Source organism: Nonomuraea sp. NPDC050383 (assembly GCF_044459125.1).
In the GTDB taxonomy this organism is placed as follows: domain Bacteria; phylum Actinomycetota; class Actinomycetes; order Streptosporangiales; family Streptosporangiaceae; genus Nonomuraea.
In genome coordinates this window covers 245,155-265,646 of sequence record NZ_JBITIP010000006.1, presented here as the reverse complement: position 1 = coordinate 265,646, position 20,492 = coordinate 245,155, and the positions used below count along the sequence as shown (strand labels likewise).

The window sequence follows — 20,492 nt, the reverse complement described above, 5'->3', positions numbered from 1 at the left end:
ATGCTCGTCCGCGAAGCGTGCTACGTCCCGCTCGGCATCGCCCGGCAGTACGGCGATGCCGAGAGGCTGCGCCGGCACCAGCTCCGCTGGATCAACCGGCTGCTGGGCCTGGCCCGTACGCGGGTGCCGTACTACCGGGACGATCCGCGCTACGCGCGCGGCCCCCTGCGCAGCCTCGCCGAGCTGGCCGAGCTGCCCGTGGTGGACAAGCAGGTGCTCCGCGAGCAACCGCTGGAGCGCCTGCTGGCCGAGGACGTGGACCCGGACCGCTGCCTGTCCTTCCAGACCAGCGGCAGCACGGGCCGCCGGGTCCGCGTCCTGCACGACCAGGACAGTCACGACTACCACATGGCCGCCTGCGTGCGCCGTTTCCTGGCCACGGGACGCTACCTGCCCACGGACCGGCTCAGTCACATCCGCCCGTTCGCGCCCCCTGGCCGGATGTTCGAGAAGCTCAAGCTGTTCCGCCGCCACGTGATCCTCTCGCATCGCCCGATGCGTGAGATCAAGGCCGAGCTCCTGGCCAACCGCCCCAAGGTGCTCATCGGCTATCCCGTTCACCTGCGGGCCCTGCTCCGCGAGCTCACCCCCGCCGAGTTGGCACGACTGAAGCGGACGCTCCGCCTCGTCATGACCGAATCGGAGTTGCTGCTCCCGGAGCACCGGACGATGTTCGAGGAGCGCTTCGGCGCCCCCGTCTTCGACGAGTACTCGGCCTTCGAGGTGCTCAACATCGCCTACGACTGCCGATACGGCCGTGCCCACCTGGGTGAGGACCGCGTCTACTGCGAGATCGTCGACGACCAGGGCCGGCCGCTGCCCGACGGTGAGCCGGGGCAGGTGGTGGTCACCGCCTTCATGGAGCGCGCCATGCCCCTCCTGCGCTACAGCCTCGGGGACATCGGCATGATCGAACCCGGCCGGTGCCGCTGCGGCCGGAGATTCCGCACGCTCAGGCTCACCGCCGGGCGCAGCAACGACTACGTCACGCTCCCGTCGGGGGAACGCCTCTACCCCGACGCCTTCCTGCACCTGGCCGCCGTCCACCCGGGCATCAGCGAGTGCTTCGTCCATCAGGACGCGGACGGACTGGTGCGCCTGCACATCGTCCCCAGCGGCGGCGACGGGCAGGAGGTGTTCGAGACGGTCCGGGCGAAGCTCTTCGGCCTGGCCGGAGGAGACTTCCCGCTGGAGGTGGTCGCCGCCGAGTCCGTCCGGATCAGCGCGGGCGGCAAAGGCAGATTCGTCACCTCCGACTACGCCGCGCCGCCCGCATGAGGAGCCCGGCCTTCGTCCTGCCGTTCCACCCGCATGGCCCGCGCGCGAGCGGGCCGACATCATCAGCGCGCCGGCCCTGGTCTGCCGGTGGGAAGGAGTCTGCGTCATGACGTACACGTCACTGGTGACCGGGGGCGCCGGTTTCATCGGCTCCCACGTCGCCGCCGCCCTGCTGCGGGCCGGTCATCGCGTCGTGGTGCTGGACGACCTGTCGGGAGGCGACGCGGCGAACGTGCCCGAGGGCGCCCACTTCCACCACGGCAGCGTCTGCGACGCCGGGGTGGTGGACGCGCTCTTCGCCGAGTGGCGTTTCGACTACGTGTTCCATCTGGCCGCCTACGCCGCCGAAGGGCTGAGCCACTTCATCAAGCGCTACAACTACACCAACAACGTGATCGGCAGCGTCAACCTCATCAACGCGTCGGTCAACGCGCAGACGGTGCGGTGCTTCGTGTTCACCTCCTCCATCGCCGTGTACGGCCACGCCGAACCCCCGATGACCGAGGACATGCCGCCCGCCCCCGTGGACCCGTACGGGATCGCCAAGTACGCGGTCGAGCAGGAGCTGAAGGTCACGCACGAGATGTTCGGCCTGCCGTACGTGATCTTCCGCCCGCACAACGTGTACGGCGAGCGGCAGAACATCGGTGACCGCTACCGCAACGTCATCGGCATCTTCATGAACCAGATCCTGCGCGGCGAGCCGTGCACCGTCTTCGGCGACGGCGAGCAGACCAGGGCGTTCAGCCACATCGACGACGTGGCCATTCCGATCGCCCGCTCGATCGAGAACCCGGACGCGTACGGGGAGACGTTCAACATCGGCGGCGACACGCCCTATTCGGTGAACGAGCTGGCCGCGGCCGTGGCGACGGCCATGGACGCGCCCCTGCGGGTCCAGCACCTGCCGGCGCGGCACGAGGTGGTCCACGCCTACTCCTCCCATCAGAAGGCGCGGGACGTGCTCGGGGTGGGGTCCGGCTCCGTGCCGCTCGCCGACGGGCTGGCCCAGATGGCCGCCTGGGCGAAGAAGCACGGGCCGCAGGAGCCGTCGGTGTTCTCGGGGATCGAGGTGAGCCGGAACATGCCGCCGTCATGGCAGGCGCTCGTCGTACCGTCCTGATGGTTGTGCCATGAAAGCGATCACGTGCGCCTGGAACTCCTCGACCCCCGCCACGACCCCGAGCCGCCTGGCTGGGAGAAGCTGCGCCGTACCGCGGGCCAGTACGTGACCTGGCGTTACGACCTGCTGCGGGCCTACGCGTGGGCCGCGCAGGCGCCGGTGCTCCTCGCCGTGCTCAGCGAAGGGGGCGTCGCGGTCGGCGCCGTGTCGGCGTCCTTGCGCGGCGTCCGCCCGCGCCGCGGCTCGTACGCCTCCGGCCGCGACGTCGCGGGCGTCGTGGACGTGCACGCGCCCGGCAACCGCTCCCTGAAGGGCTGGTGGTTCACCGGCGTCCCTGAGCCGGAGCGTCGCCGCGAGCTCCTGCGCGCCTACGTGCGCGGCGTCCGGCAGGCGCTGGGCCCCGGCTGGCGCGGCGTCCTGTGGCGCGAGGTGTCGCCCGGCGAGGCCGCCGAGCTGCCCGGCGTGGTCAAGGCCCGGCTGCCGACCGCACCCCTGGCCCGGCTCGCCACCCCGTCCGGCATCGACGAGTGGTACGCCCGGCTGCACGGGACCCGCGGGGCCTCGCTCAGGAGCTGGGCGCGGCGCCTCGCCGCCGATTCGCGTCTGTCGATCCGCGTCGGCCCGGCCCGCGACCTGGTGACGGGAGCGGAGGCCTGCGCCCTGCGTGCGCGGAACGACCTGAAGTACCGCAACCGGCTCTTCCCGCTCGCGCCGCTGCCGCTGCCGTACTTCGAGGGACTGGTCGGCAGCGACGAGGTCGTGGCGGTCGCCTACCGCGACGGCGGGCGGCTGGTCGGGCTCTGCCTGACACTGGACCACCGCGCCTGGCCCATCTGCCTGAGCTGGGGCGGGCTGCAGCCGGAGCACGGCGGGCGCAAGCACCTGTACTTCGACTTCTACGTCCGGATGGTCGAATGGGCCGTCGAGACGGGCAAGGCCGGACTGGTCCTCGGCAAGGGGAAGGCGGACATCAAGCGCTCCCTCGGCGCGGACCTGGTTCCCTCATCGGCGATCGCCGTACCCTTCTGACCCGTGGACGCCCCCATGACCTGCGTGCAGTGCGGCCACCCGGACCCCGTGCCGATCACCAGACGCCCGCGCCGGACCCGCTACTCCTGCCTGTCCTGCGGCGCCCTCTTCTCGGAGGCCCTCTTCCCGCGAGGTCTCTTCGAGGACGCGATCGTCGATCGGGAACCGCCCGCGCCGGCCGGCCCGGACCCCCTGTCGGCCTTCATGCCCGAGCGCATGGTCCGCTGGGTGCGCGAGCGCGATCCCGCCACCGACGCGCCGGACCGGGTCACGCTCGCCCGCTGGTACAAGGACTTCGACGCCCTCGTCGCGGCGGCCAGGAGCTCTCCGCAGGCCCGGGCCACCGTCGAACGGGTCAGCGAGATCCCCCTCGACCGGCTGCCCGCCAGGATCCCCGCGTTCTCCCAGGTGTGCGGTGCGTTACGCGCCACGTGCTACGACGCCGGGCTCGCCGCCGCCAGGCTGGGCGGCGCGGACTTCGTCCTCGAACGGGTGGGCCACGTGCGGCGCTGGCTCGCCACGGCGGGCCGGTCCACCACCTGGCTGGCAGCGCCCCCCGCCCCGCCACCGGCCCGCGAGGAGGTCGAGGCCCTCCTCGCGTCGCGGGACTGGCACACCACGGACCAGGTCAAGACCCTCTTCCGCGCCCTGTTCGGGGTGGACAAGGGGCCATCCGTGACAGGCGTGCGCGAGCGGTTCGGCGACGAACGCGTCCGCCAGGCGCTGCTCGCCTGTCTGGAGACCGGCGCCCGCCCGCTGCGCGAGGCCGTGGCGGCCGATCTGGACGCGGCGTGACCGGCCGGTCCACCGCGGCCGCGGCGCACCGCATCGGCCCGCGCCGCCTCCTCACGCTGCTGACCGGCCGCGCCGCCTTCCGCCTCCTGATGTACGGCTCCGCCGGCGTGCTGGTCGCGGCGTGGAGCCGGGAGGACTTCAACCGGTACGCGGCCGCCGTGGGCGCGGCGGGATGGCTGGGCATGCTGGCCCAGTCGGGCCCGGAGAAGGCGGCGCTCACGCTCCTCCCGCGGGCCGGCCGCACCCGCGGGCACCTCGTCGGCATGCTGCGCGCGGTCGTCGCGTACGTCCCGCTGCCCTTCACCGTGGCCGCCGCCGTCGCCCTCCTGCTCGCCCCCGGCTCCCAGCCCGCGGTCTACCTGACGGCCGCCGCCTACTACGTCGCCCTGGGCTGCGGGATGCTCGGCGTGGCCGTCCACCGCGCCCTCGGCAGGTACACCAGGGACACGGTGAACTCCGCACTGCTGGGCCTCGGGATGATCGGCATGGCCTGGCTGGCGTTCGCCGTGCCGCTGCCGCCCGCCGGTTACCTGGCAGGGCTGCTCGCCCTGGTCATCACCCTGAACCTGGCGCTGGTGCGCGGCTTGCCGCGCGGGAGCGGAGCGCCACGCCCGGCGCTGCGCGTCATCCTGGCCCGTACGGCGGCGCTCATGGGCGCGGCCGACGTGATGGCCAGCGCGATGATCGGCACACTCTTCGTGGAGCTGTCCCTCACCCCGTACGCGAGCCAGAGCGGCGACCTCTACCTGATGACCATCGGGTGGGGGTTCGTCACCTCCGTGGTCTACACGCTGCAGCGCATCTACCAACCTCGGCTGGTGGTGCACCTGGGCCCGGACGGACGCTCCGACGACGCCGCCAGGGTACGAGAACTCGTCCGGCGCGTCGCGCGGGCGTCGGTCTGGGTGAGCGGCCTCTGGCTGGTGCTCGCGGGGGCGGCGCTGGCGGGCGGGCTGGCCGGGACCCGATCGCTGGTCGCGCTGGGCGTCCTGCTGGCATCGCTGCTGCCCGCCAACGCGCTGGCGAGCGTGGGGATGTTCGTGCTGGAGAACACCGGGGAGGCCGGACTGCGCGACAGCGCGAAGGCCGTGGTGCTCACCTGGGCCGCGATGACCGCGCTGGGTGCGGTGGTGATCCCCTTCGCGGGAGCCGCCGGAGCGGTGTACACCCTCGGAGCGCAGGGGTTCGTTCTGGGACTCGTCCTGAGAAGGCGCATGTGACGGGCTGACGTCAGGGGCAGCGAGTGACTGACCCGTCGACGGCGGCGGGGCGGGTCATCCGGAGGGCGAGGCCAGGCCGGCCTCGTAGGCGAGGATGACGAGCTGGACCCGGTCCCGGGCGGCCAGCTTGGACAGCAGGCGCGTCACGTACGCCTTGACGGTCGCGACGCTGATGACCAGCTCGGCCGCGATCTCGGTGTTGGACAGGCCGCGCGCGACCAGGGTCAGCACCTCGCGCTCCCGGTCGGTGATGCCCTCCAAGGAGCGCGGCGCCGGGGCAGGCTCGGGCCGGTCGGCGAACGCCTCGATCAGGCGGCGGGTCACGCTGGGCGCGATCAGCGCGTCCCCCGCGGCGACGACGCGGACGGCCGCGAGGATGTCGTCCAGGGCCATGTCCTTGACGAGGAACCCGGAGGCGCCGGCGCGCAGTGCGCCGTAGACGTAGTCGTCGTCGTCGAAGGTGGTCAGCACGACGACCCGCGCCCCGCTGGTGCCGGCCGTGATCAGCCGGGTGGCCTGGATGCCGTCCATGCCCGGCATGCGGATGTCCATCACCACCACCTCGGGGCGCAGGTCCTCGGCCAGCCGGACCGCCTCGGCGCCGGTCCCGGCCTCTCCGGCGACGTCGAGGTCGGGGGCGTCGGCGATGACCATCCGGAGGGCGGCGCGGATCAGCGGCTGGTCGTCGGCCAGGACGACGCGGACGGTCATCGCACTCCTGCCGGGATCGGCAGGCGGGCCGCCACCCGGAACCCGCCTTCGGGACGCGGCCCGGCGGAGAGCTCCCCGTTCAGCATGCCGACCCGCTCGCGCATCCCGGCCAGCCCGTGGCCGCCCCCTCCCATGCGGCCCCTCGCCGCGTTGCCCTCTCGTGCCCGGCCCTCTCCCGCCCGGTTCTGATCCGTGCGGTCTTCTCCCGCCTGGTTCTGATCCGTGCGGTCTTCTCCCGCCCGGTTCTGATCCGTGCGGCCAGCTCCTGTGCGGTGCTCTTCCGTGTGGTTCTCTTCTGACGAGCTCTTCCTCTCGGGCCACCGTCTCTCGCGGTCCAGTCCCGGGCCGGAGTCGAGGACCTCGATCGACAGCTCGGCCGGGCGGTACCCGACGGACACCTGGCACGAGGGGACGCCCGCGTGGCGGACCACGTTGGTGACCGCCTCCTGGACGATGCGGTAGGCGGCGACGTCGAGGTCGGCGGGCAACGATCGCCGTTCGCCCAGCCAGCGCACCTCGACGCGGACCCCGGCGTCCGTCGTCGTCGCGGCCAGCCGTTCGAGATCCGCCAGACCCGGCCTCGGCCGGTTCGCCGGCTGAACCGCGGCGTGAGAGGCGTGCGGCGCCGTCCGGCCGGTGGCATGCGGGGTGTCCGGTCCTGGCTCGGCCCGGGTGCGCGGATCGTTCGCCGCCGCACGGGCCGCGGCGTGGGGTGTCGGCTGGTCGGTGGAGGGCGGGGGGTGGGGGGATGGCTGTGGCGGGTCGTCCGGTTGGGGGCGGCGGAGGGTGCCGACCATGCGGCGCAGCCCCGACAGCGTCTCCCGGCCGACATTCTCGATCTCGCCCAGCGCCTGCCGGGCCCGCTCGGGCTGCGTGTCGATGACCCGCCGCGCCGCCCCCGCCTGGAGGGCGATGACGCCGATGCTGTGCGCGACCATGTCGTGCAGCTCACGGGAGATGCGCAGCCGCTCGTCGGTGACCGCGCGGGCCGCCGCCTGGGCGGTGAGCGCCGCGGCGTGCTCGCGGACCTGGTGCGTCGAGCGGCCGACCAGCCAGGCGATGACGGCCGTCATGGCCACGGCCAGCTCCGCCGACGTGCCCACGGCCCAGCCGAGCAGCAGCCGGGTGGCCAGGTAGCCGGCGAGCAGGCCGAGGGCTGCGGCGAGAGCGGCGGCCCCGGTGCGTCGCGGCCGGGTGGCGGCGATGACGTACAGCGCCACGTCCACCGCGAGGTACTGGGCCAACGGGATCTCGGCCACGCCCAGCGGGACGCAGGCGAGGACGGGCGCGGCCAGCAGCAGCGTCAGGGCCGCCAGCGGACGGCGGCCCAGCAGGCCCCCGCCGGACAGCGCGAGGGCGGTGGCGACCGCCAGGAACATCAGACCGTCCCACCGGTAGATCAGGCTGCCGGGGCTCACGGCGGGTGACCACTCGCCGGGCAGCCGGACCCGTACGAGGAACGTGAACACCATGCCCGCGCACCAGGCAAGGGCCGTCCACACCCCCGGAGGAACCCGCTTGAGCAGCGGCGGTGTCGTGACCTGCATGCGCAGATCGTAACGGGGAGCCAGGGGGCCGGTCATCGGACCAGGGTCGTACGACCCGGGTCTACCGGCGCGGGTGCGAATGCCACCGGTGGTCCGATGTGGCGCGGGCGCCCCCTGCGACACCGTCGGTCACGTGATCCATGTTGACGCCCCCCGCACGCGCCGGGCCCTGCTCGCCGCTCTCGTCGCCGCCTCGGTGGCGGTGCCCGTCTCCGGAGCGGCACGCCCGGGAGCCGTTCCCGCACCCGTCCCCGTCCCCCTGCCCGCGCTGCGGGCCGCTCCGGAGGCCCTGGCCGGTCGATACGCGGCAGCTCGGAGTGGCATCCTGGCGGCCGAGCGGGCGGCCGACCGGCACGGCGACCGGTGGCGGGCCGCGATGCTGCGCGCCATGGCGGACCCCGCGCGGCGGTTCCTGGCGTTCGACGGCCGTGACGGCGGCCGCGCCATCGAGGTCTTCGGCGACCTGCCGTCGGCCGGGCGGATCGCCGTGGTAGTCCCCGGCTCCGACACGAACCTCGACAAGTACGGGCTCCTGCGCGGCGGCTCCCTGCGGCTGCTCGGGGAGCTCGGCGACAGGTCGGCCGTCATCGCCTGGCTCGGCTACCGGACGCCCGCGACCGTGAGCCTGTCGGTGCTGACCTCCGGTCTCGCCGAGCGGGGCGCCCGTGACCTGCGCGCGTTCGTACGGGAGCTGCGCGCGGCCCGGCCCGGCGCCCGGATCTCCCTGCTGTGTCACTCGTACGGCGGCGCGGTCTGCGGCCTGGCCGCGCCCGGCCTGGACGTCTCCGCGGTCGTGCTGGTGGGAAGCCCGGGCGTGACCGTGGACCATGCCGCCGAGATGCGCACCCGGGCGACGGTCTGGGCCGGGCGCGGCGCCGGCGACTGGATCGCCCGCGTGCCGCACGGCCGGATCGGCCTGCCCTCCGGCGTCCTCGGGCTCGGCGCCGACCCGGTCTTCCCGGCGTTCGGCGCCCGTGTCTTCCCGGCGGGCGGCGGCGGGCACAGCGACTACCTGAGAGCCGGCTCCCTCCCGCTGCGGAACATCGCCCGCATCGTCTCGGGCCTGCCCCCCGTCCGGGCGGTGGACGGTGCGTGACCTCGTCCGGCGTGTCGCCGCGGGGACGCCCGCCGGACGCGACCGCGGCATCGACGGGCTGCGGGCCCTGGCCATCCTGGGCGTGGTGCTCGGTCACTGGCTGGTGACGGCTCCGGTGATCGACAGCGGCACCATTCGCGTCACCAGCCCGCTGCGGCACATGCCATGGCTCGCCCCTGCCTCCTGGATCTTCCAGACCATGGCGGTCTTCTTCCTCGTGGGCGGGTGGACGGCCGCGGGGAGCCACGCGTCCGCCCTCGCCCGCGGCCGCTCGTACGGGGAGTGGCTCGGTGGCCGTATGGCGCGCCTGTTCAGGCCGGTCGTCACCGTGGTGGTGGTCTGGGGCGTGGTGGCGGTCGCGATGCTCGCCGCCGGGGCCGACGTCGGGACGGTGCGGGCGCTGGCCAAGCTGGTGTGGTCACCGCTGTGGTTCCTGCTGGTCTTCGCCGGGCTGACGGCGGCCACCCCGCTGGCGGTCAGGCTGCGTCCGGGATGGCCGCTGGCGGTCGTCGCGCTCGCTGACCTGGGCCGGTTCGCCCTGGGCGGGCCCTCCTGGATCGGCTGGATCAACGTGGCCGCCGGGTGGCTGGTGCCGTACTGCCTGGGCGCGTCGTGGGCGCGCGGCGGCGGGGAGCCGACCTGGGGCCGCCGGGCGGGATGGGGGTTGGCGGCCGGCGGTGCCGCCGCCACCGCCGCGCTCGTCCTGTGGGCCGGTTACCCGGCCTCCATGGTCGGGGTGCCCGGCGCCCCCGTCTCCAACCAGTCACCGCCCACTCTCGCGGCCGTGACGTTCGGGCTCGCCCAGTGCGGGGCGGCCCTGCTGCTGCTCGGGCCGTTGCGGCGGGCACTGCGCCGCCCCGCCGTCTGGGCGGTCGTGGCGCTCGCCAACCTCTCCGCGATGACCGTGTTCCTCTGGCACCAGACCGCCATGATCGCGGTCACCGGGCTCGGCACGCTCGCGGGCAGGCCCCTGACGGGCCTGCACACCGTGCCCCTCGGCCCCGCCTGGCTGGTCGCCCGGCTGGCCTGGCTGCCGGTGTTCGGGCTGGTCCTGCTGGCCTGCCTGGCCGCGTTCCGGTCGGCCGAAGGCGGGCTGAGCGGCGGCCGGTCAGCCGAAGACCGTGTCGCGGGCCAGGTCGAGGGCTGTCAGGACGGCGCCCTGGAGCACCGCGTTGCCTGCCACGGTGCTCGGCCGCACCTCCACCGGGGCGGGTGAGAGCGCTCTCGTACGCTCGGACACCAGGGCGGCCAGCGCGTCGCCGCCCGCGCGGCCCGTCCTGCCGCCCAGCACCACCAGCCCCGGGTCCAGGATCGAGACCAGCGCGGCCGCCCCCTTGGCCACCCGCTCGGCCAGCACCTCGGGGGCGAGGCCGTCCGCCGTCCCGGCGGCCACCTGGTCGCAGTACGGCCTGCCGTCCACCTCCAGGAAGCCGATCTCGCCCGCGCCGCCCGAGACGCCCCGGCGCAGCCGGCCGCCCAGCACCGTCGCCGCGCCGATCCCGTCGTCCAGCCACAGCAGCACGAAGTCCTCACGGCCCGTCGCCGAGCCGGTCCGCCACTCGGCGACGGCGGCGAGGTTCACCTCGTTCTCCAGGGTCACCGGGACTCCGAGGCGCCGGCGCACCGCCTCCGAGAGGCCCGGCCGCCAGCCGGGCACGTCGTTCGGCGCGACCAGGTCGCCGCTGCGCGGGTCCACCAGGCCGGGCGCCCCGATGACGACGGTCTCCAGAGCCCGCCCCGCCGCCGCCTCCACGACCGCCTCCGCGACCAGGCCGGGCAGGTCGGAGGGCAGGTCGCCGGCGCCGGGGGCCGGCGTGCCGGGTGCTTGCGGCGCCGAGACCGGGACGATCTCGCGGGTGGACGAGCCGACGACGCGCCCCGTGATGTCCACGACCGTGACGTGCAGGGCGGAGCGGCGGACGTCCACGCCCGCCACGTGGGCCCGCTCCGCCACGAGCCCGTACAGGCGGGCGTTGGGTCCGCGCCGGTCCTCGCCGTACTCGCCCGTGACCTGGATGAGGCCGCTCTCCATGAGCCGCTCGATCAGGTCCGACACCGTCGGCCGTGACAGCCCGGTGAGGTCGCGGAGCTGGGGCGCGGTCAGCGGCCCGTGCTGGAGCAGCAGGTCGAGGGCCAGTCGGTCGTTGATGGCCCGGGCCAGGGACGGGGTGGCGCTCTTCACGGCATCGATATTAGTCAGGGTTCCTGCCTGATAGGTATTTCCATCAGGGAGCCTGCCTGATAATTTCCCGACCATGAGCCATCACCGCTCCATCGCCGGGGTGTTCGCCGTGCACGGCGCCGTCGCCGGCAGCCTGGCCACCCGTCTGCCCTGGATCCAGGACCACCTCCACCTCGATCCGCGCACCCTCGGGCTCGCCCTGCTGTGCCCGCCGATCGGCGCGGTCGTCGGCATGCCGCTGGCCGGCCGCCTGGCGCACCGCGTCGGCGGGCGCACGGCCACCCGGCTCCTGCTCGGCCTCTGGTGCGCGGGGCTCGCGCTGCCCGCGCTGACGCCCGCGCCCGTGTGGCTGTTCGCGGCGTTCCTCGTGTACGGCGCGGCGGCCGGGACGTGCGACGTGACCATGAACGCCCAGGCCGTGGTCCTGGAACGCCGCGTGGGACGCTCGATCATGTCCGGGTTGCACGGGATGTGGGGCGTGGGCAGCCTGGTGGGCGGCGCGGCGGGCGCCCTGGCCGCGCAGGCGGGGATCGACGCCCGGCTGCACCTGGCGGGCGCCGCGCTCGTGCTGCTCGGCGCCGGGATCGCGGCCGGCCGCGACCTCCTGCCCGACGAGGCGGGGGAGGCGGCCGAGACCGGCAGGCGCATCGGCGAGGGGGCGGGGCGGCGGTTCGCGCTGCCCTCGGGGGTGCTGGTGGTGATCGGGCTCGTCGGGTTCTGCGCCACCTTCGCGGAGGGGGCCAGCGCGAACTGGGCGGCCGTCTACCTCACCGAGGTCACCGGCGCGGGTCCCGGCCCGGCCGCCGCCGGCTACACGATCTTCATGTTCTGCCTGGCGGGAGCCAGGCTGGTCGGCGACCGGGTGGTCCGCCGGGTGGGGCCCGTGGCGGCGGTCCGGGCGGGCGGTGTCCTGACTGTCGTGGGAGGGGCCGTCGTGGTGGCCTCCCGTACGCCGTTGCCGGGCGTGGCCGGGTTCGCCGCCATGGGGCTGGGGGTGGCGGTCATCGTGCCGCTGGTCATCGCCGCGGCGGGCAACGCGGGGACGACGCCCGGGGCCGGGATCGCGGGGGTCGCGACGATCACGTACATGTCGGGGCTGGTCGCGCCGGCGGTCACCGGCTGGATCGCGGGCGGCGTGTCCTATCCGGCGGCCTTCGCGGTGATCACCGCGGTGGTGGTGCCGGTGACGTTCCTCGCCCCGGTCCTGCGCCGGGACCGGCCGGTACGCCGGCCGGCCGTCGCCGTCCCCGCGCGCCGGGAATGACCTCCCGCGGGAAGGAAGGGACGCGGAACGCGGAGAGGCGACGCGGGATGCGGGGAGGCGATGCGGGACGCGGTAAGGCGAGGCGGGGAAGAGAGACGGGAAGAGGGGTCGCGGGGCCCGGGGCAGGACCGGGCCCCGCGGGTCAGCGGCCGGAGATGAGATCCGCGACGCGGGCGTAAGCCGACGTCGTGGTGCCCCGGTCGTTCTCGTGGCGGTCGGCGGCGCGGTACAGCGCGTAGATGAGCTGCACGCCCGTCCACCGCAGCGGCTCCGGCTCCCACTGACGCACCTGCCGTCCCACCCACGGCAGCGCCGTCAGCTCCGTGTCGCGCCGCAGTACCAGGTCCCGCAGCGTACGGCCGGCCAGGTTGGTCGTGGTCACGCCGCTGCCGACGTAGCCGCCCGCCCAGCCCAGGCCCGTGGCGTGGTCGAGATGGACGGTCGAGCACCAGTCACGCGGCACGCCGAGCACCCCGCACCACGAGTGCTGGACCCGGGCGTCGGCCGCCGCCGGGAACAGCTTGACCAGCATCCGCCACAGCAGCGCCACCGTGGACGACTGGGTGGCGCCGCGGTCGTCGGTGCGCGAGCCGTACCGGTAGGGCACGCCGCGCCCGCCGATGGCGATGCGGTCGTCGGCCGTGCGCTGGGCGTAGATGTAGGCGTGGGCCTGGTCGCCCAGCAGCTCGCTGCCCGACCAGCCGATGTGCTTCCACACCTCGGCCGGCAGCGGCTCGGTGACGATCATGGAGCTGTTCATCGGCAGCCACTGCCGGTGCTGTCCGTCGAGGCTGGCGGTGAAGCCCTCGGTGGCGCGGATGACGTAGTCGGCCTGGACCGTGCCCCGGGTGGTGACCGCCGCGGGCCTGCCGCTCCCGCGGCGGGGCACGATCGCGGTGACGGTCGTGTCCTCGAACAGGTCCACGCCCAGCTCCGCGACGACGCGGGCCAGGCCGACGGCGAGCTTGGCGGGCTGGATGCGGGCGCAGTGCGGCGAGTACATGGCCTCCAGCGTCCCGGCCACCTGGAGCCGCTCCCGCTGCTCGTCCCGGTCGAGCAGCCGGACGTCGTCCTCCCCGTACCCCCAGGCACGCAGGTCGGCGGTCTCGGCGCGCAGCCGCCGGCGCTGCGCCGGGTTGGTCGCGACGTGCATGACGCCGCCCTTGTGGACGTCGGCGTCGATCCCCTCGGCGCGGGTCACGTCGATGACCTCGTCCACCGTCCGGAACATCTCGCGCTGCAGGTCGATCATCGCCTGCCGGCCGCGCGCCTTGGCGTGCCGCTTGCGCGACCCGGCGAACTCGGCCGACAGCCAGCCGCCGTTGCGCCCCGAGGCGCCGAACCCGGCGAACTCCTTCTCCAGGACCGCCACGCGCAGCCCGGGGTCGGCCTTCTTCAGGTAGTACGCGGTCCACAGGCCGGTGTAGCCGCCGCCGACGATCGCCACGTCGTAGTCACGGGACCCGGGCAGCGGGGCCCGCCGCGCGGGCGCGCCGATCTGCCGGAACCAGAAGGAGACGCCGCCGTTGGCGAAGTCGGCGGTCAGCGGAACGCCGGGCTTCACGGGGCGCTCACGGCGCCGGCGCGCCGCCCCTCGGTCCGGGACGGGCGGGTGGAACAGCGGGTCACTCTGGTCTCCTGGTCGGGTCGGTCATGTCGGTGGGGTCGCATCGGTTCCCGCTTTCCTCTTCGGCCGCCGCCGACCGGTGAGACGCCGGGCGGCGGCGGGCCGGAGCGGCACCGGCGCAGGCCGGCGCATGTCGTCTCCGGGTGGTGCAGGTTCATGTCCCCATGGTGGCGGACGGTTCACGGTGGTCAGGTGGCCGGGGTGAGAGGGCTCACGGTGGTCGGACGGCCGGGGTGAGAGGGCTCAGGTGGCCGGGGTGGGCGGGCTCACCACCCACAGGACCTCGGCGGTGAGCTCGCCGTCGTTGGCCACGCGGTGCGGGACCGACGTGCGGTACTCCATGCTGTCCCCAGGGCCGAGGACGTGCCGGGCGGCCTCGTCCGGCGGACCTAGCCAGAGCGTGACCTCGCCGCGGATCACGAGCAGGATCTCCTGGGAGTCCCCGTGCGTGTACGGCTCCGCCCCGGTGGAGGCGCCCGGGTCGAACTCCCCGGCGTACATCTCCAGGTTGCGCAGCGGACGCTGGGAGATCAGGTACTTGCGCGCGCCCGGCCCGGCCGGCAGCTCCGGACGCCCGGATCGGGGCACGACCCGGTGCCCCACCTCGTCGTCCTCGCTGAACAGGTCGGCGACGGTGACGCCGAGGGCCAGCGCGATCCGCCGCAGCATGCCGACGCTCGCGCCGGCCTGGCCGCGTTCGAGCTGGCTGATGAAGCTCGGGCTGGCGCCCGCCTCGCCGGCCAGCCCGCGCACGGTCATCTGACGCATGGCGCGGTACGCGCGGACCCGGGCGCCCAGGCGCGCCGTCTCCGACTCGGTCATCGAACCCCTCGGCCGGCTGTACTGAACAGGTTGTTAAGTGGCAACGAAAGGACCGTACAGAGGCCGGAGAAAGCCCAGCAAGAGGCCACGGCATAACGACTCGGCAACACGACCCCGGCCGCGGCGCGGTGAAGGCGTCTGCCAGGGCCCCGAACGGGGTAGGGGCCGCGCCATGGCTCGCATCGCATCGGAATCCCTGGTCGAACGGCTCGCCGAGTGGGGGGTCGACACCGTCTTCGGCATGCCGGGCGACGGCATCAACGGCATCATGGAGGGCCTGCGTCGCCACCGGGAGAAGGTGCGCTTCGTCCTCGTCCACCACGAGGAGGCGGCGGCCTTCATGGCCGCCGGCTACGCCAAGGCCACCGGGCGGATCGGCGTGTGCCTGGCCACCTCCGGCCCCGGCGGCATTCACCTGCTCAACGGCCTGTACGACGCCAAGCTCGACCACGCGCCCGTGCTCGCCATCACCGGCATGCAGGAGACCGCCGTGCTCGGCACCGGCTACCAGCAGGAGGTCCACCTGGACCGCGTCTTCGAGGACGTCGCCGAGTACAACATGATGGTCACCAACCCGGAGCAGCTCCCGGCCCTGGTGGACATCGCGGTCCGCAGCGCCTACGCCCGGCGCGGCGTCGCCCACCTGACGATCCCCAACGACGTCCAGGTGGCCGAGGCGGGGGAGGGGCCGTTCGAGCACGTCGGGCCGGTGCGCGCGCCGCAGTCCACCGCCCTGTACCTGCGCCCGCCGGGCGTCCCGCGCCAGGAGGACCTCGACGCGGCGGCCGAGGTGCTCAACAACGCCGAACGGCCCGCCCTGCTCGTCGGCGCCGGGGCTCTGCACGCGCGCGAGGAGGTGCTGGCGGTCGCCGAGCTGCTCGGCGCCCCGGTGGTCAAGACGCTGCCCGGCAAGGCGGTCGTCCCGGACGACTCGCCGTACACGACCGGCGGCATCGGCCTGCTCGGCACCCGCCCGAGCGAGGAGCTCATGGACGACGCCGACGCGCTGCTCATGGTCGGCACCAACTACCCGTACACCAAGTACCTGCCCCGGCCGGAGAAGGTGCGGGTGGTGCAGATCGAGGCCGACCCGGTCCGTGCCGGCGCGCGCATGCCCACCGACGTGCCCATGGTCGGCGACGCCCGCGACGGGCTGAGGGCGCTGCTGCCCCTGCTGCGCCCGCGGGAGGACTTCTCCCACCTGCGGACATACCAGACGAAGATGGCCTCCTGGCGCTCCGACATGGAGGCGCTGGAGAGCGCCGGCCGTGACCCGATCGCCCCGCAGTACGTGGTGTCCGTGCTGGACGACCTGGCCGCCGACGACGCGATCATGACGTGTGACAGCGGCACGATCGCCACCTGGGCCGCCCGTCACTGGACGATCCGCGGCGGGCGGGAGTTCTACCTGTCCGGCAACCTCGCCTCGATGGCGCCCGGCCTGCCGTACGCGATCGCCATGCGGCACGCCTTCCCGGGGCGCCAGGTGATCGCGTACGTGGGCGACGGCGGCTTCGCCATGCTCATGGCCGAGTTCCTGACGGCCGCCCGCCACGGGTTGCCGGTGAAGGTCGTGATCAACAACAACAACTCGCTCGGCCAGATCCTGTGGGAGCAGATGGTGCTGGGGTACCCCGAGCACGGGGTGCGCTTCCCTGAGCCCGAGGCCGATTTCTCCGCCTGGGCCCTCTCCTGCGGCGGGTTCGGCGCCAAGGTGACGAAGCCGGAGGACGTCCGTCCCGCGATCGGCGCGGCCCTGGAGTACGACGGGCCCGCGCTGGTCGACGTGGCCGTGAACCCGAACGAGCCGCCCATGCCCGGCAAGGTCACCTACGAGCAGGCCAAGAAGTTCGCCCAGGCGTTCCTCAAGGGGCAGCCGCACCGGGCGGCCATCGCGACCACGCTCTTCAAGGACCGGATCGACAGGTTCGGGGACTGACCGCCCCGGCGAGGGTCACCATCGGCCCCCGGGATGCGGTCGAGTCAGGAGGGCCGCCAGCCCGGGACGTCGCCGTGCAGGGCGCGGTAGAAGGGGTCGCCGGGGCCGATCTCGCCCGCGCTGACCGTGGCCCCGGTCAGCGCCGCCTTGTACAGGGCGGTCACCAGCTCCAGGGACCGCCGCCCGTCGTGTCCGCTGCCCCGGGGTCGCCGGCCGGCCCGCAGGTCCTCCAGCAGGCCCAGGAACTGGGCCCGGTGGGAGCTGGGCTCGTCCTGCGGCGGCGGCCACGGGATCCCGGCGGCGCCCTCGGCCGGGGTGTAGGTCCAGTCCGCGTTGGCGTAGCCGTACAGGTGGGTCAGCTCCAGTGTGCCGCCGGCCAGGTCGAGGCGCAGGTGGCTGACCTGGCGCGGCGAAAGGGCGCTGTTGACGACGGTGGCCAGCGCGCCCGACTCGAACCGGACCAGGGCGGTGGTGACGTCGTCGGTCTGCACGTCGCGCGCCAGCCGGGCGGCCATCGCCCGCACCTCGCTCCAGTCGCCGAGCAGTTCGAGCAGCAGGTCCATCTGGTGGATGCCGAGGCCCATCGCGGGCCCGCCGCCCTCGGTCTCCCAGCGTCCCCGCCAGGGCACGGCGTAGTAGGCGTCGTCGCGGAACCAGGTGGTCTGGCAGTGCGCGACGTACGGGGCGCCGAGCGCGCCGTCGGCGATCAGCCGCCGCAGGTGCTGGGAGCTGGAGCCGAACCGCTGCTGGAACACGATCGCCGCGTACGGCCCGCCCTCGCGCTCGGCGTCGATCATGGCGTCGTACTCGGCCAGCGACAGGCACGGCGGCTTCTCGCACCACACCCACGCGCCCGCCCGCAGCGCGGCGACCGCCTGCGCGCTGTGCAGGGCGGGCGGGCTGGTGATGACGACGAGGTCCGGGCGGGTGTCGGCGAGCGTCCTTTCGAGGTCGGCCGAGGCGTACGGCAGGCCGAACTCGCCGGCGAAGGCGCGGGCGAGCGCGTCGGTGGCGTCCACGACGGCGACCACCTCCACCTCCTCCGGCAGCTCGCGGAACAGGGGCAGGTGGGCATGTCTCGCGATCTGGCCGCCGCCGACGACGGCGACGCGGAGGGGGGACGGCACGGGGATGGCCTCCTTGGGAAAGCGCTTGCCGAGGCACGGTAGCACGGAGCGGGCTCACAGCGAGCGGCCTCACCCCGAGCGGCCTCACCCGGGGCGGGCCGTCGCGGCGTACGCCCGCGCGATCCCGTCCGCCGCCGCGCGCAGCGGCTCGACCAGCCGGTGCAGCTCGCGGGCGCGCCGTGACGACAGCACGATGCCCACCGCCGCCACGGCCCGGCCCTCCACCAGGACCGGCGCCGCCGCCGAGCACGAGCCCAGCGTCATCTCCTCGAACGTCAGCGCGTAGCCCTGCGCCCGCACGGCCGCCAGCTCCCGCGCCAGCCGCCCCGGCTCGGTGATCGTGTGCGGCGTGGGCCGCTCCAGCTCGCGGGCCAGGTACGCGTGCACGAACCACTCGGGCTCGTACGCGAGCAGCGCCTTGCCCACGCCGGTCGGGTGCATCGGCAGCCGGCCGCCGGTCCTGGAGACGATCCGCACGGCCCTCCTGCCGTGGACCTTGTCGAGGTACAGCGCCTCGACGCCGTCGCGCACGGCCAGGTGCACGTTCTCGCCGGTGCCGGCGAACAGCTCCAGCAGCCACGGGTGCGCCACCTCCTGCAGGTCGCCGGCGGCGAGCCGGCCGAGCTCCCACAGCCGCAGCCCGATCCGCAGCCGCCCGTCGGGCCCGCGGCTCAGCACACGGCCGCCCTCCAGCTCGGCGGCCAGCCGGTGGACGGTGCTCAGCGGGAGCCCGCTGCGCCGGGCCAGGTCGGTGAGCGTGAGCCGCGGGTACGCCGCGTCGAACGCCCCGAGGATGGCGAGCACCTTGGACGTCACCGTGCGCCCCGCCTCGCGGGAGTGGCCTGCCATGCGGGAATCTTGCCGAATCCTTCCACTGGACGGAAGGGACGGCTCGGCGCGGCCACCTCCCGGGCACGATGCTTCCCTCTATGCGAACTCAGGTCGGGATCATCGGGGCCGGGCCGGCGGGATTGCTCCTGTCGCACCTGCTCCACCTGCGCGGCGTCTCCTCCGTGGTGCTGGAGAGGCGCAGCCGCGCGTACGTGGAGGGGCGCGTGCGCGCCGGCGTGCTGGAGCAGGGCACGGTCGAGACGCTGGTGGAGGCCGGTGTCGGCGAGCGGCTGCGCCGCGAGGGCCTGCCGCACCACGGCATCGAGCTCAGGTACGGCGGGCGGGGCCACCGCATCGCGTTCGAGGAGCTGGTGCCCGGCCGGACAATCACCGTGTACGGGCAGCAGGAGGTGGTCAAGGATCTGATCGCGGCCCGGCTGGAGGCGGGCGGCGACGTGCGCTTCGAGGTGGAGGACGTGGCCCTGCACGACCTCGACGGGGAGCCGTACCTGACCTTCGGCGGGGAGCGGCTCGACTGCGACGTCATCGCCGGCTGCGACGGCTTCCACGGCGTGTCGAGGCCGTCGGTGCCGGAGGGCGTGCTGACCTTCCACGAACGCGACTACCCGTTCGCCTGGCTGGGCGTCCTGGCGCGCGTCGCCCCGTCGTCCGACGAGCTGATCTACAGCCGCACGGAACGCGGCTTCGCCCTGCACAGCATGCGCACGCCCGAGATCAGCCGTTTCTACCTCCAGGTGCCGCCCGACGCCACGGCCGGGGAGTGGCCGGACGAGCGCGTCTGGGCGGAGCTGAAGGCCCGCCTGGAGACCGTGCCCGGCTTCACGCTGGCCACCGGCGAGATCCTGGAGAAGGCCGTCACGCCCATGCGCGGCTTCGTCACCGAGCCGATGCAGTACGGCCGGCTCTACCTCGCGGGCGACGCCGCGCACATCGTGCCGCCGACCGGCGCCAAGGGGCTCAACCTGGCGGTGGCCGACGTGCGGGTGCTGACGGAGGCGCTGGACCGGTTCTTCTCGACGGGCTCGGCCGACCTGCTGGACGGCTACTCGGCGGCGTGCCTGCGGCGGGTGTGGCGGGCGCAGCACTTCTCGTGGTGGATGACGACCCTGCTGCACACGTTCGACTCCGACGACGCGTACGGCCGGCGGTTGCAGCTGTCGTACCTCGACTACGTCACCTCCTCACGGGCGGCCGCGACGACGCTGGCGGAGAACTACGTCGGCCTGCCCTGACGGTTCTTGACGCGGGTTGTTGACGCAGTCCCGGGCACGGGCTACCGTCGTCTCAAATCTAAAGGAAACTTTCCTATTAGTTTCCTTCAGATCCCCTCCCATCCCACCCCCCAGACACCGGATGTCGGAGAATCCATGAGACACAGAGCCCTCAGTAAGGTCCTCGCGGTCGCGGCGGCGTTCCTGCTGCCGCTGACCGCCGCCGTCGCCACCCCGCCGGGCGCCCAAGCCGCCCTCACCCCCTCTTCCCGGACCGCCTCTTCCCAGACAGCCTCTGCCGGGACCGTCGCCTTCCTGGCCGACTGGGCGCCGAACGTCGCGTACACGGCAGGGACGCGCGTCACCTACAACGGCGTCACGTACGAGTGCGTCCAGAGCCACACCTCCCAGACCGGCTGGGAGCCGCCCAACGTCCCCGCCCTGTGGAAGATCGTCACCGGAGGCGGCGACACGCAGGCGCCGAGCGTGCCGGGAGGTCTGCGTTCGACCGGTGTGACATCGAGCAGTGTGTCGCTGGCGTGGAGCGCCTCGACGGACAACGTCGGGGTGTCGGGGTATGACGTGTACCGGGGGAGTGCCCGGGTGGCGACCGTGACGGGGACGTCGTACACGGACTCGGGGCTCAGCGCGAGCACGGCGTACACGTAC

General features: G+C 73.9%; 18 protein-coding genes. 11 read left to right on the top strand and 7 right to left on the bottom strand.

What is annotated here, in order from left to right; genetic code table 11:
- From ACIBG4_RS17950 to ACIBG4_RS17930, 5 genes are all read left to right on the top strand, one after another.
- Nucleotides 1-1,278 carry a phenylacetate--CoA ligase family protein gene (locus ACIBG4_RS17950; RefSeq protein ID WP_397202685.1) on the top strand — a complete coding sequence of 426 codons (1,278 nt, stop codon included), beginning with the start codon at nt 1-3 and terminating at the stop codon, nt 1,276-1,278.
- Nucleotides 1,279-1,384: 106 nt separating this feature from the next.
- Nucleotides 1,385-2,401: an NAD-dependent epimerase/dehydratase family protein gene (locus ACIBG4_RS17945; RefSeq protein WP_310711102.1), complete on the top strand. Its 1,017-nt coding sequence runs from the start codon at nt 1,385-1,387 to the stop codon at nt 2,399-2,401.
- Between the two features lie 24 nt (nt 2,402-2,425).
- Entirely contained in the window at nt 2,426-3,430 is a 1,005-nt protein-coding gene (locus ACIBG4_RS17940) for a hypothetical protein (protein ID WP_397202684.1), read from the top strand.
- Between the two features lie 3 nt (nt 3,431-3,433).
- The gene (locus ACIBG4_RS17935) at nt 3,434-4,225 is read left to right on the top strand and encodes a hypothetical protein (RefSeq protein WP_397202683.1); all 792 of its coding nucleotides are present in this window, start codon (nt 3,434-3,436) and stop codon (nt 4,223-4,225) included.
- Nucleotides 4,222-5,445 carry a hypothetical protein gene (locus ACIBG4_RS17930; protein ID WP_397202682.1) on the top strand — a complete coding sequence of 408 codons (1,224 nt, stop codon included), beginning with the start codon at nt 4,222-4,224 and terminating at the stop codon, nt 5,443-5,445. Before ACIBG4_RS17935 ends, ACIBG4_RS17930 begins: the two co-directional genes overlap by 4 nt.
- 54 nt (nt 5,446-5,499) lie before the next feature.
- Here the strand turns inward: ACIBG4_RS17930 and ACIBG4_RS17925 are convergent, their stop codons facing one another.
- Nucleotides 5,500-6,156, bottom strand: coding sequence for a response regulator (locus ACIBG4_RS17925; protein ID WP_397202681.1), 657 nt, complete (start codon nt 6,154-6,156; stop codon nt 5,500-5,502).
- The gene (locus ACIBG4_RS17920) at nt 6,153-7,703 is read right to left on the bottom strand and encodes a sensor histidine kinase (RefSeq protein ID WP_397202680.1); all 1,551 of its coding nucleotides are present in this window, start codon (nt 7,701-7,703) and stop codon (nt 6,153-6,155) included. The genes ACIBG4_RS17925 and ACIBG4_RS17920 overlap by 4 nt, the downstream gene beginning before the upstream one ends.
- Nucleotides 7,704-7,836: 133 nt before the next feature.
- On the opposite strand from ACIBG4_RS17920, the gene ACIBG4_RS17915 reads away from it, so the two are divergent.
- Both ACIBG4_RS17915 and ACIBG4_RS17910 read left to right on the top strand, forming a co-directional pair.
- Nucleotides 7,837-8,799 carry an alpha/beta hydrolase gene (locus ACIBG4_RS17915; RefSeq protein ID WP_397202679.1) on the top strand — a complete coding sequence of 321 codons (963 nt, stop codon included), beginning with the start codon at nt 7,837-7,839 and terminating at the stop codon, nt 8,797-8,799.
- Nucleotides 8,792-10,015: an acyltransferase gene (locus ACIBG4_RS17910; RefSeq protein WP_397202678.1), complete on the top strand. Its 1,224-nt coding sequence runs from the start codon at nt 8,792-8,794 to the stop codon at nt 10,013-10,015. Before ACIBG4_RS17915 ends, ACIBG4_RS17910 begins: the two co-directional genes overlap by 8 nt.
- On the opposite strand, the gene ACIBG4_RS17905 is transcribed toward ACIBG4_RS17910, so the two are convergent.
- Nucleotides 9,908-10,981: an ROK family transcriptional regulator gene (locus ACIBG4_RS17905; RefSeq protein ID WP_397202677.1), complete on the bottom strand. Its 1,074-nt coding sequence runs from the start codon at nt 10,979-10,981 to the stop codon at nt 9,908-9,910. The genes ACIBG4_RS17910 and ACIBG4_RS17905 overlap by 108 nt on opposite strands.
- A 73-nt stretch (nt 10,982-11,054) precedes the next feature.
- Here ACIBG4_RS17905 and ACIBG4_RS17900 point away from each other — a divergent pair, with 73 nt between their 5' ends.
- A complete protein-coding gene (locus ACIBG4_RS17900; RefSeq protein ID WP_397202676.1) occupies nt 11,055-12,245 on the top strand; it encodes an MFS transporter in 1,191 nt (396 codons plus the stop codon).
- Between the two features lie 142 nt (nt 12,246-12,387).
- Here the strand turns inward: ACIBG4_RS17900 and ACIBG4_RS17895 are convergent, their stop codons facing one another.
- Together ACIBG4_RS17895 and ACIBG4_RS17890 are read right to left on the bottom strand one after the other, a co-directional pair.
- Nucleotides 12,388-13,809 carry an FAD-binding oxidoreductase gene (locus ACIBG4_RS17895; RefSeq protein ID WP_310711090.1) on the bottom strand — a complete coding sequence of 474 codons (1,422 nt, stop codon included), beginning with the start codon at nt 13,807-13,809 and terminating at the stop codon, nt 12,388-12,390.
- Nucleotides 13,810-14,115: 306 nt separating this feature from the next.
- The gene (locus ACIBG4_RS17890; RefSeq protein WP_397202675.1) at nt 14,116-14,694 is read right to left on the bottom strand and encodes a helix-turn-helix domain-containing protein; all 579 of its coding nucleotides are present in this window, start codon (nt 14,692-14,694) and stop codon (nt 14,116-14,118) included.
- Between the two features lie 172 nt (nt 14,695-14,866).
- On the opposite strand from ACIBG4_RS17890, the gene ACIBG4_RS17885 reads away from it, so the two are divergent.
- Nucleotides 14,867-16,633, top strand: a complete 1,767-nt coding sequence (locus ACIBG4_RS17885) for a thiamine pyrophosphate-dependent enzyme (RefSeq protein ID WP_397202674.1) — start codon at nt 14,867-14,869, stop codon at nt 16,631-16,633.
- Between the two features lie 44 nt (nt 16,634-16,677).
- On the opposite strand, the gene ACIBG4_RS17880 is transcribed toward ACIBG4_RS17885, so the two are convergent.
- Nucleotides 16,678-17,760, bottom strand: coding sequence for a Gfo/Idh/MocA family oxidoreductase (locus tag ACIBG4_RS17880; RefSeq protein WP_310711086.1), 1,083 nt, complete (start codon nt 17,758-17,760; stop codon nt 16,678-16,680).
- Between the two features lie 84 nt (nt 17,761-17,844).
- Entirely contained in the window at nt 17,845-18,609 is a 765-nt protein-coding gene (locus ACIBG4_RS17875) for an IclR family transcriptional regulator (protein WP_397202673.1), read from the bottom strand.
- 80 nt (nt 18,610-18,689) lie between these two features.
- Here ACIBG4_RS17875 and ACIBG4_RS17870 point away from each other — a divergent pair, with 80 nt between their 5' ends.
- Both ACIBG4_RS17870 and ACIBG4_RS17865 read left to right on the top strand, forming a co-directional pair.
- Complete coding sequence (locus ACIBG4_RS17870) at nt 18,690-19,844, top strand: 4-hydroxybenzoate 3-monooxygenase (protein ID WP_310711084.1); 1,155 nt, start codon at nt 18,690-18,692, stop codon at nt 19,842-19,844.
- Between the two features lie 135 nt (nt 19,845-19,979).
- A partial coding sequence (locus ACIBG4_RS17865; RefSeq protein WP_397202672.1) for a carbohydrate-binding protein occupies nt 19,980-20,492 on the top strand: 513 nt, incomplete at its 3' end.

What these genes read in the sequence shown, in the direction of transcription:
- ACIBG4_RS17885 (WP_397202674.1), top strand. Translation starts at nt 14,867, where the DNA reads ATGGCTCGCATCGCATCGGAATCCCTGGTCGAACGGCTCGCCGAGTGG.
- ACIBG4_RS17875 (WP_397202673.1), bottom strand. Translation starts at nt 18,609, where the DNA reads ATGGCAGGCCACTCCCGCGAGGCGGGGCGCACGGTGACGTCCAAGGTG.
- ACIBG4_RS17925 (WP_397202681.1), bottom strand. Translation starts at nt 6,156, where the DNA reads ATGACCGTCCGCGTCGTCCTGGCCGACGACCAGCCGCTGATCCGCGCC.
- ACIBG4_RS17920 (WP_397202680.1), bottom strand. Translation starts at nt 7,703, where the DNA reads ATGCAGGTCACGACACCGCCGCTGCTCAAGCGGGTTCCTCCGGGGGTG.
- ACIBG4_RS17950 (WP_397202685.1), top strand. Translation starts at nt 1, where the DNA reads ATGCTCGTCCGCGAAGCGTGCTACGTCCCGCTCGGCATCGCCCGGCAG.
- ACIBG4_RS17890 (WP_397202675.1), bottom strand. Translation starts at nt 14,694, where the DNA reads ATGACCGAGTCGGAGACGGCGCGCCTGGGCGCCCGGGTCCGCGCGTAC.
- ACIBG4_RS17870 (WP_310711084.1), top strand. Translation starts at nt 18,690, where the DNA reads ATGCGAACTCAGGTCGGGATCATCGGGGCCGGGCCGGCGGGATTGCTC.
- ACIBG4_RS17900 (WP_397202676.1), top strand. Translation starts at nt 11,055, where the DNA reads ATGAGCCATCACCGCTCCATCGCCGGGGTGTTCGCCGTGCACGGCGCC.
- ACIBG4_RS17945 (WP_310711102.1), top strand. Translation starts at nt 1,385, where the DNA reads ATGACGTACACGTCACTGGTGACCGGGGGCGCCGGTTTCATCGGCTCC.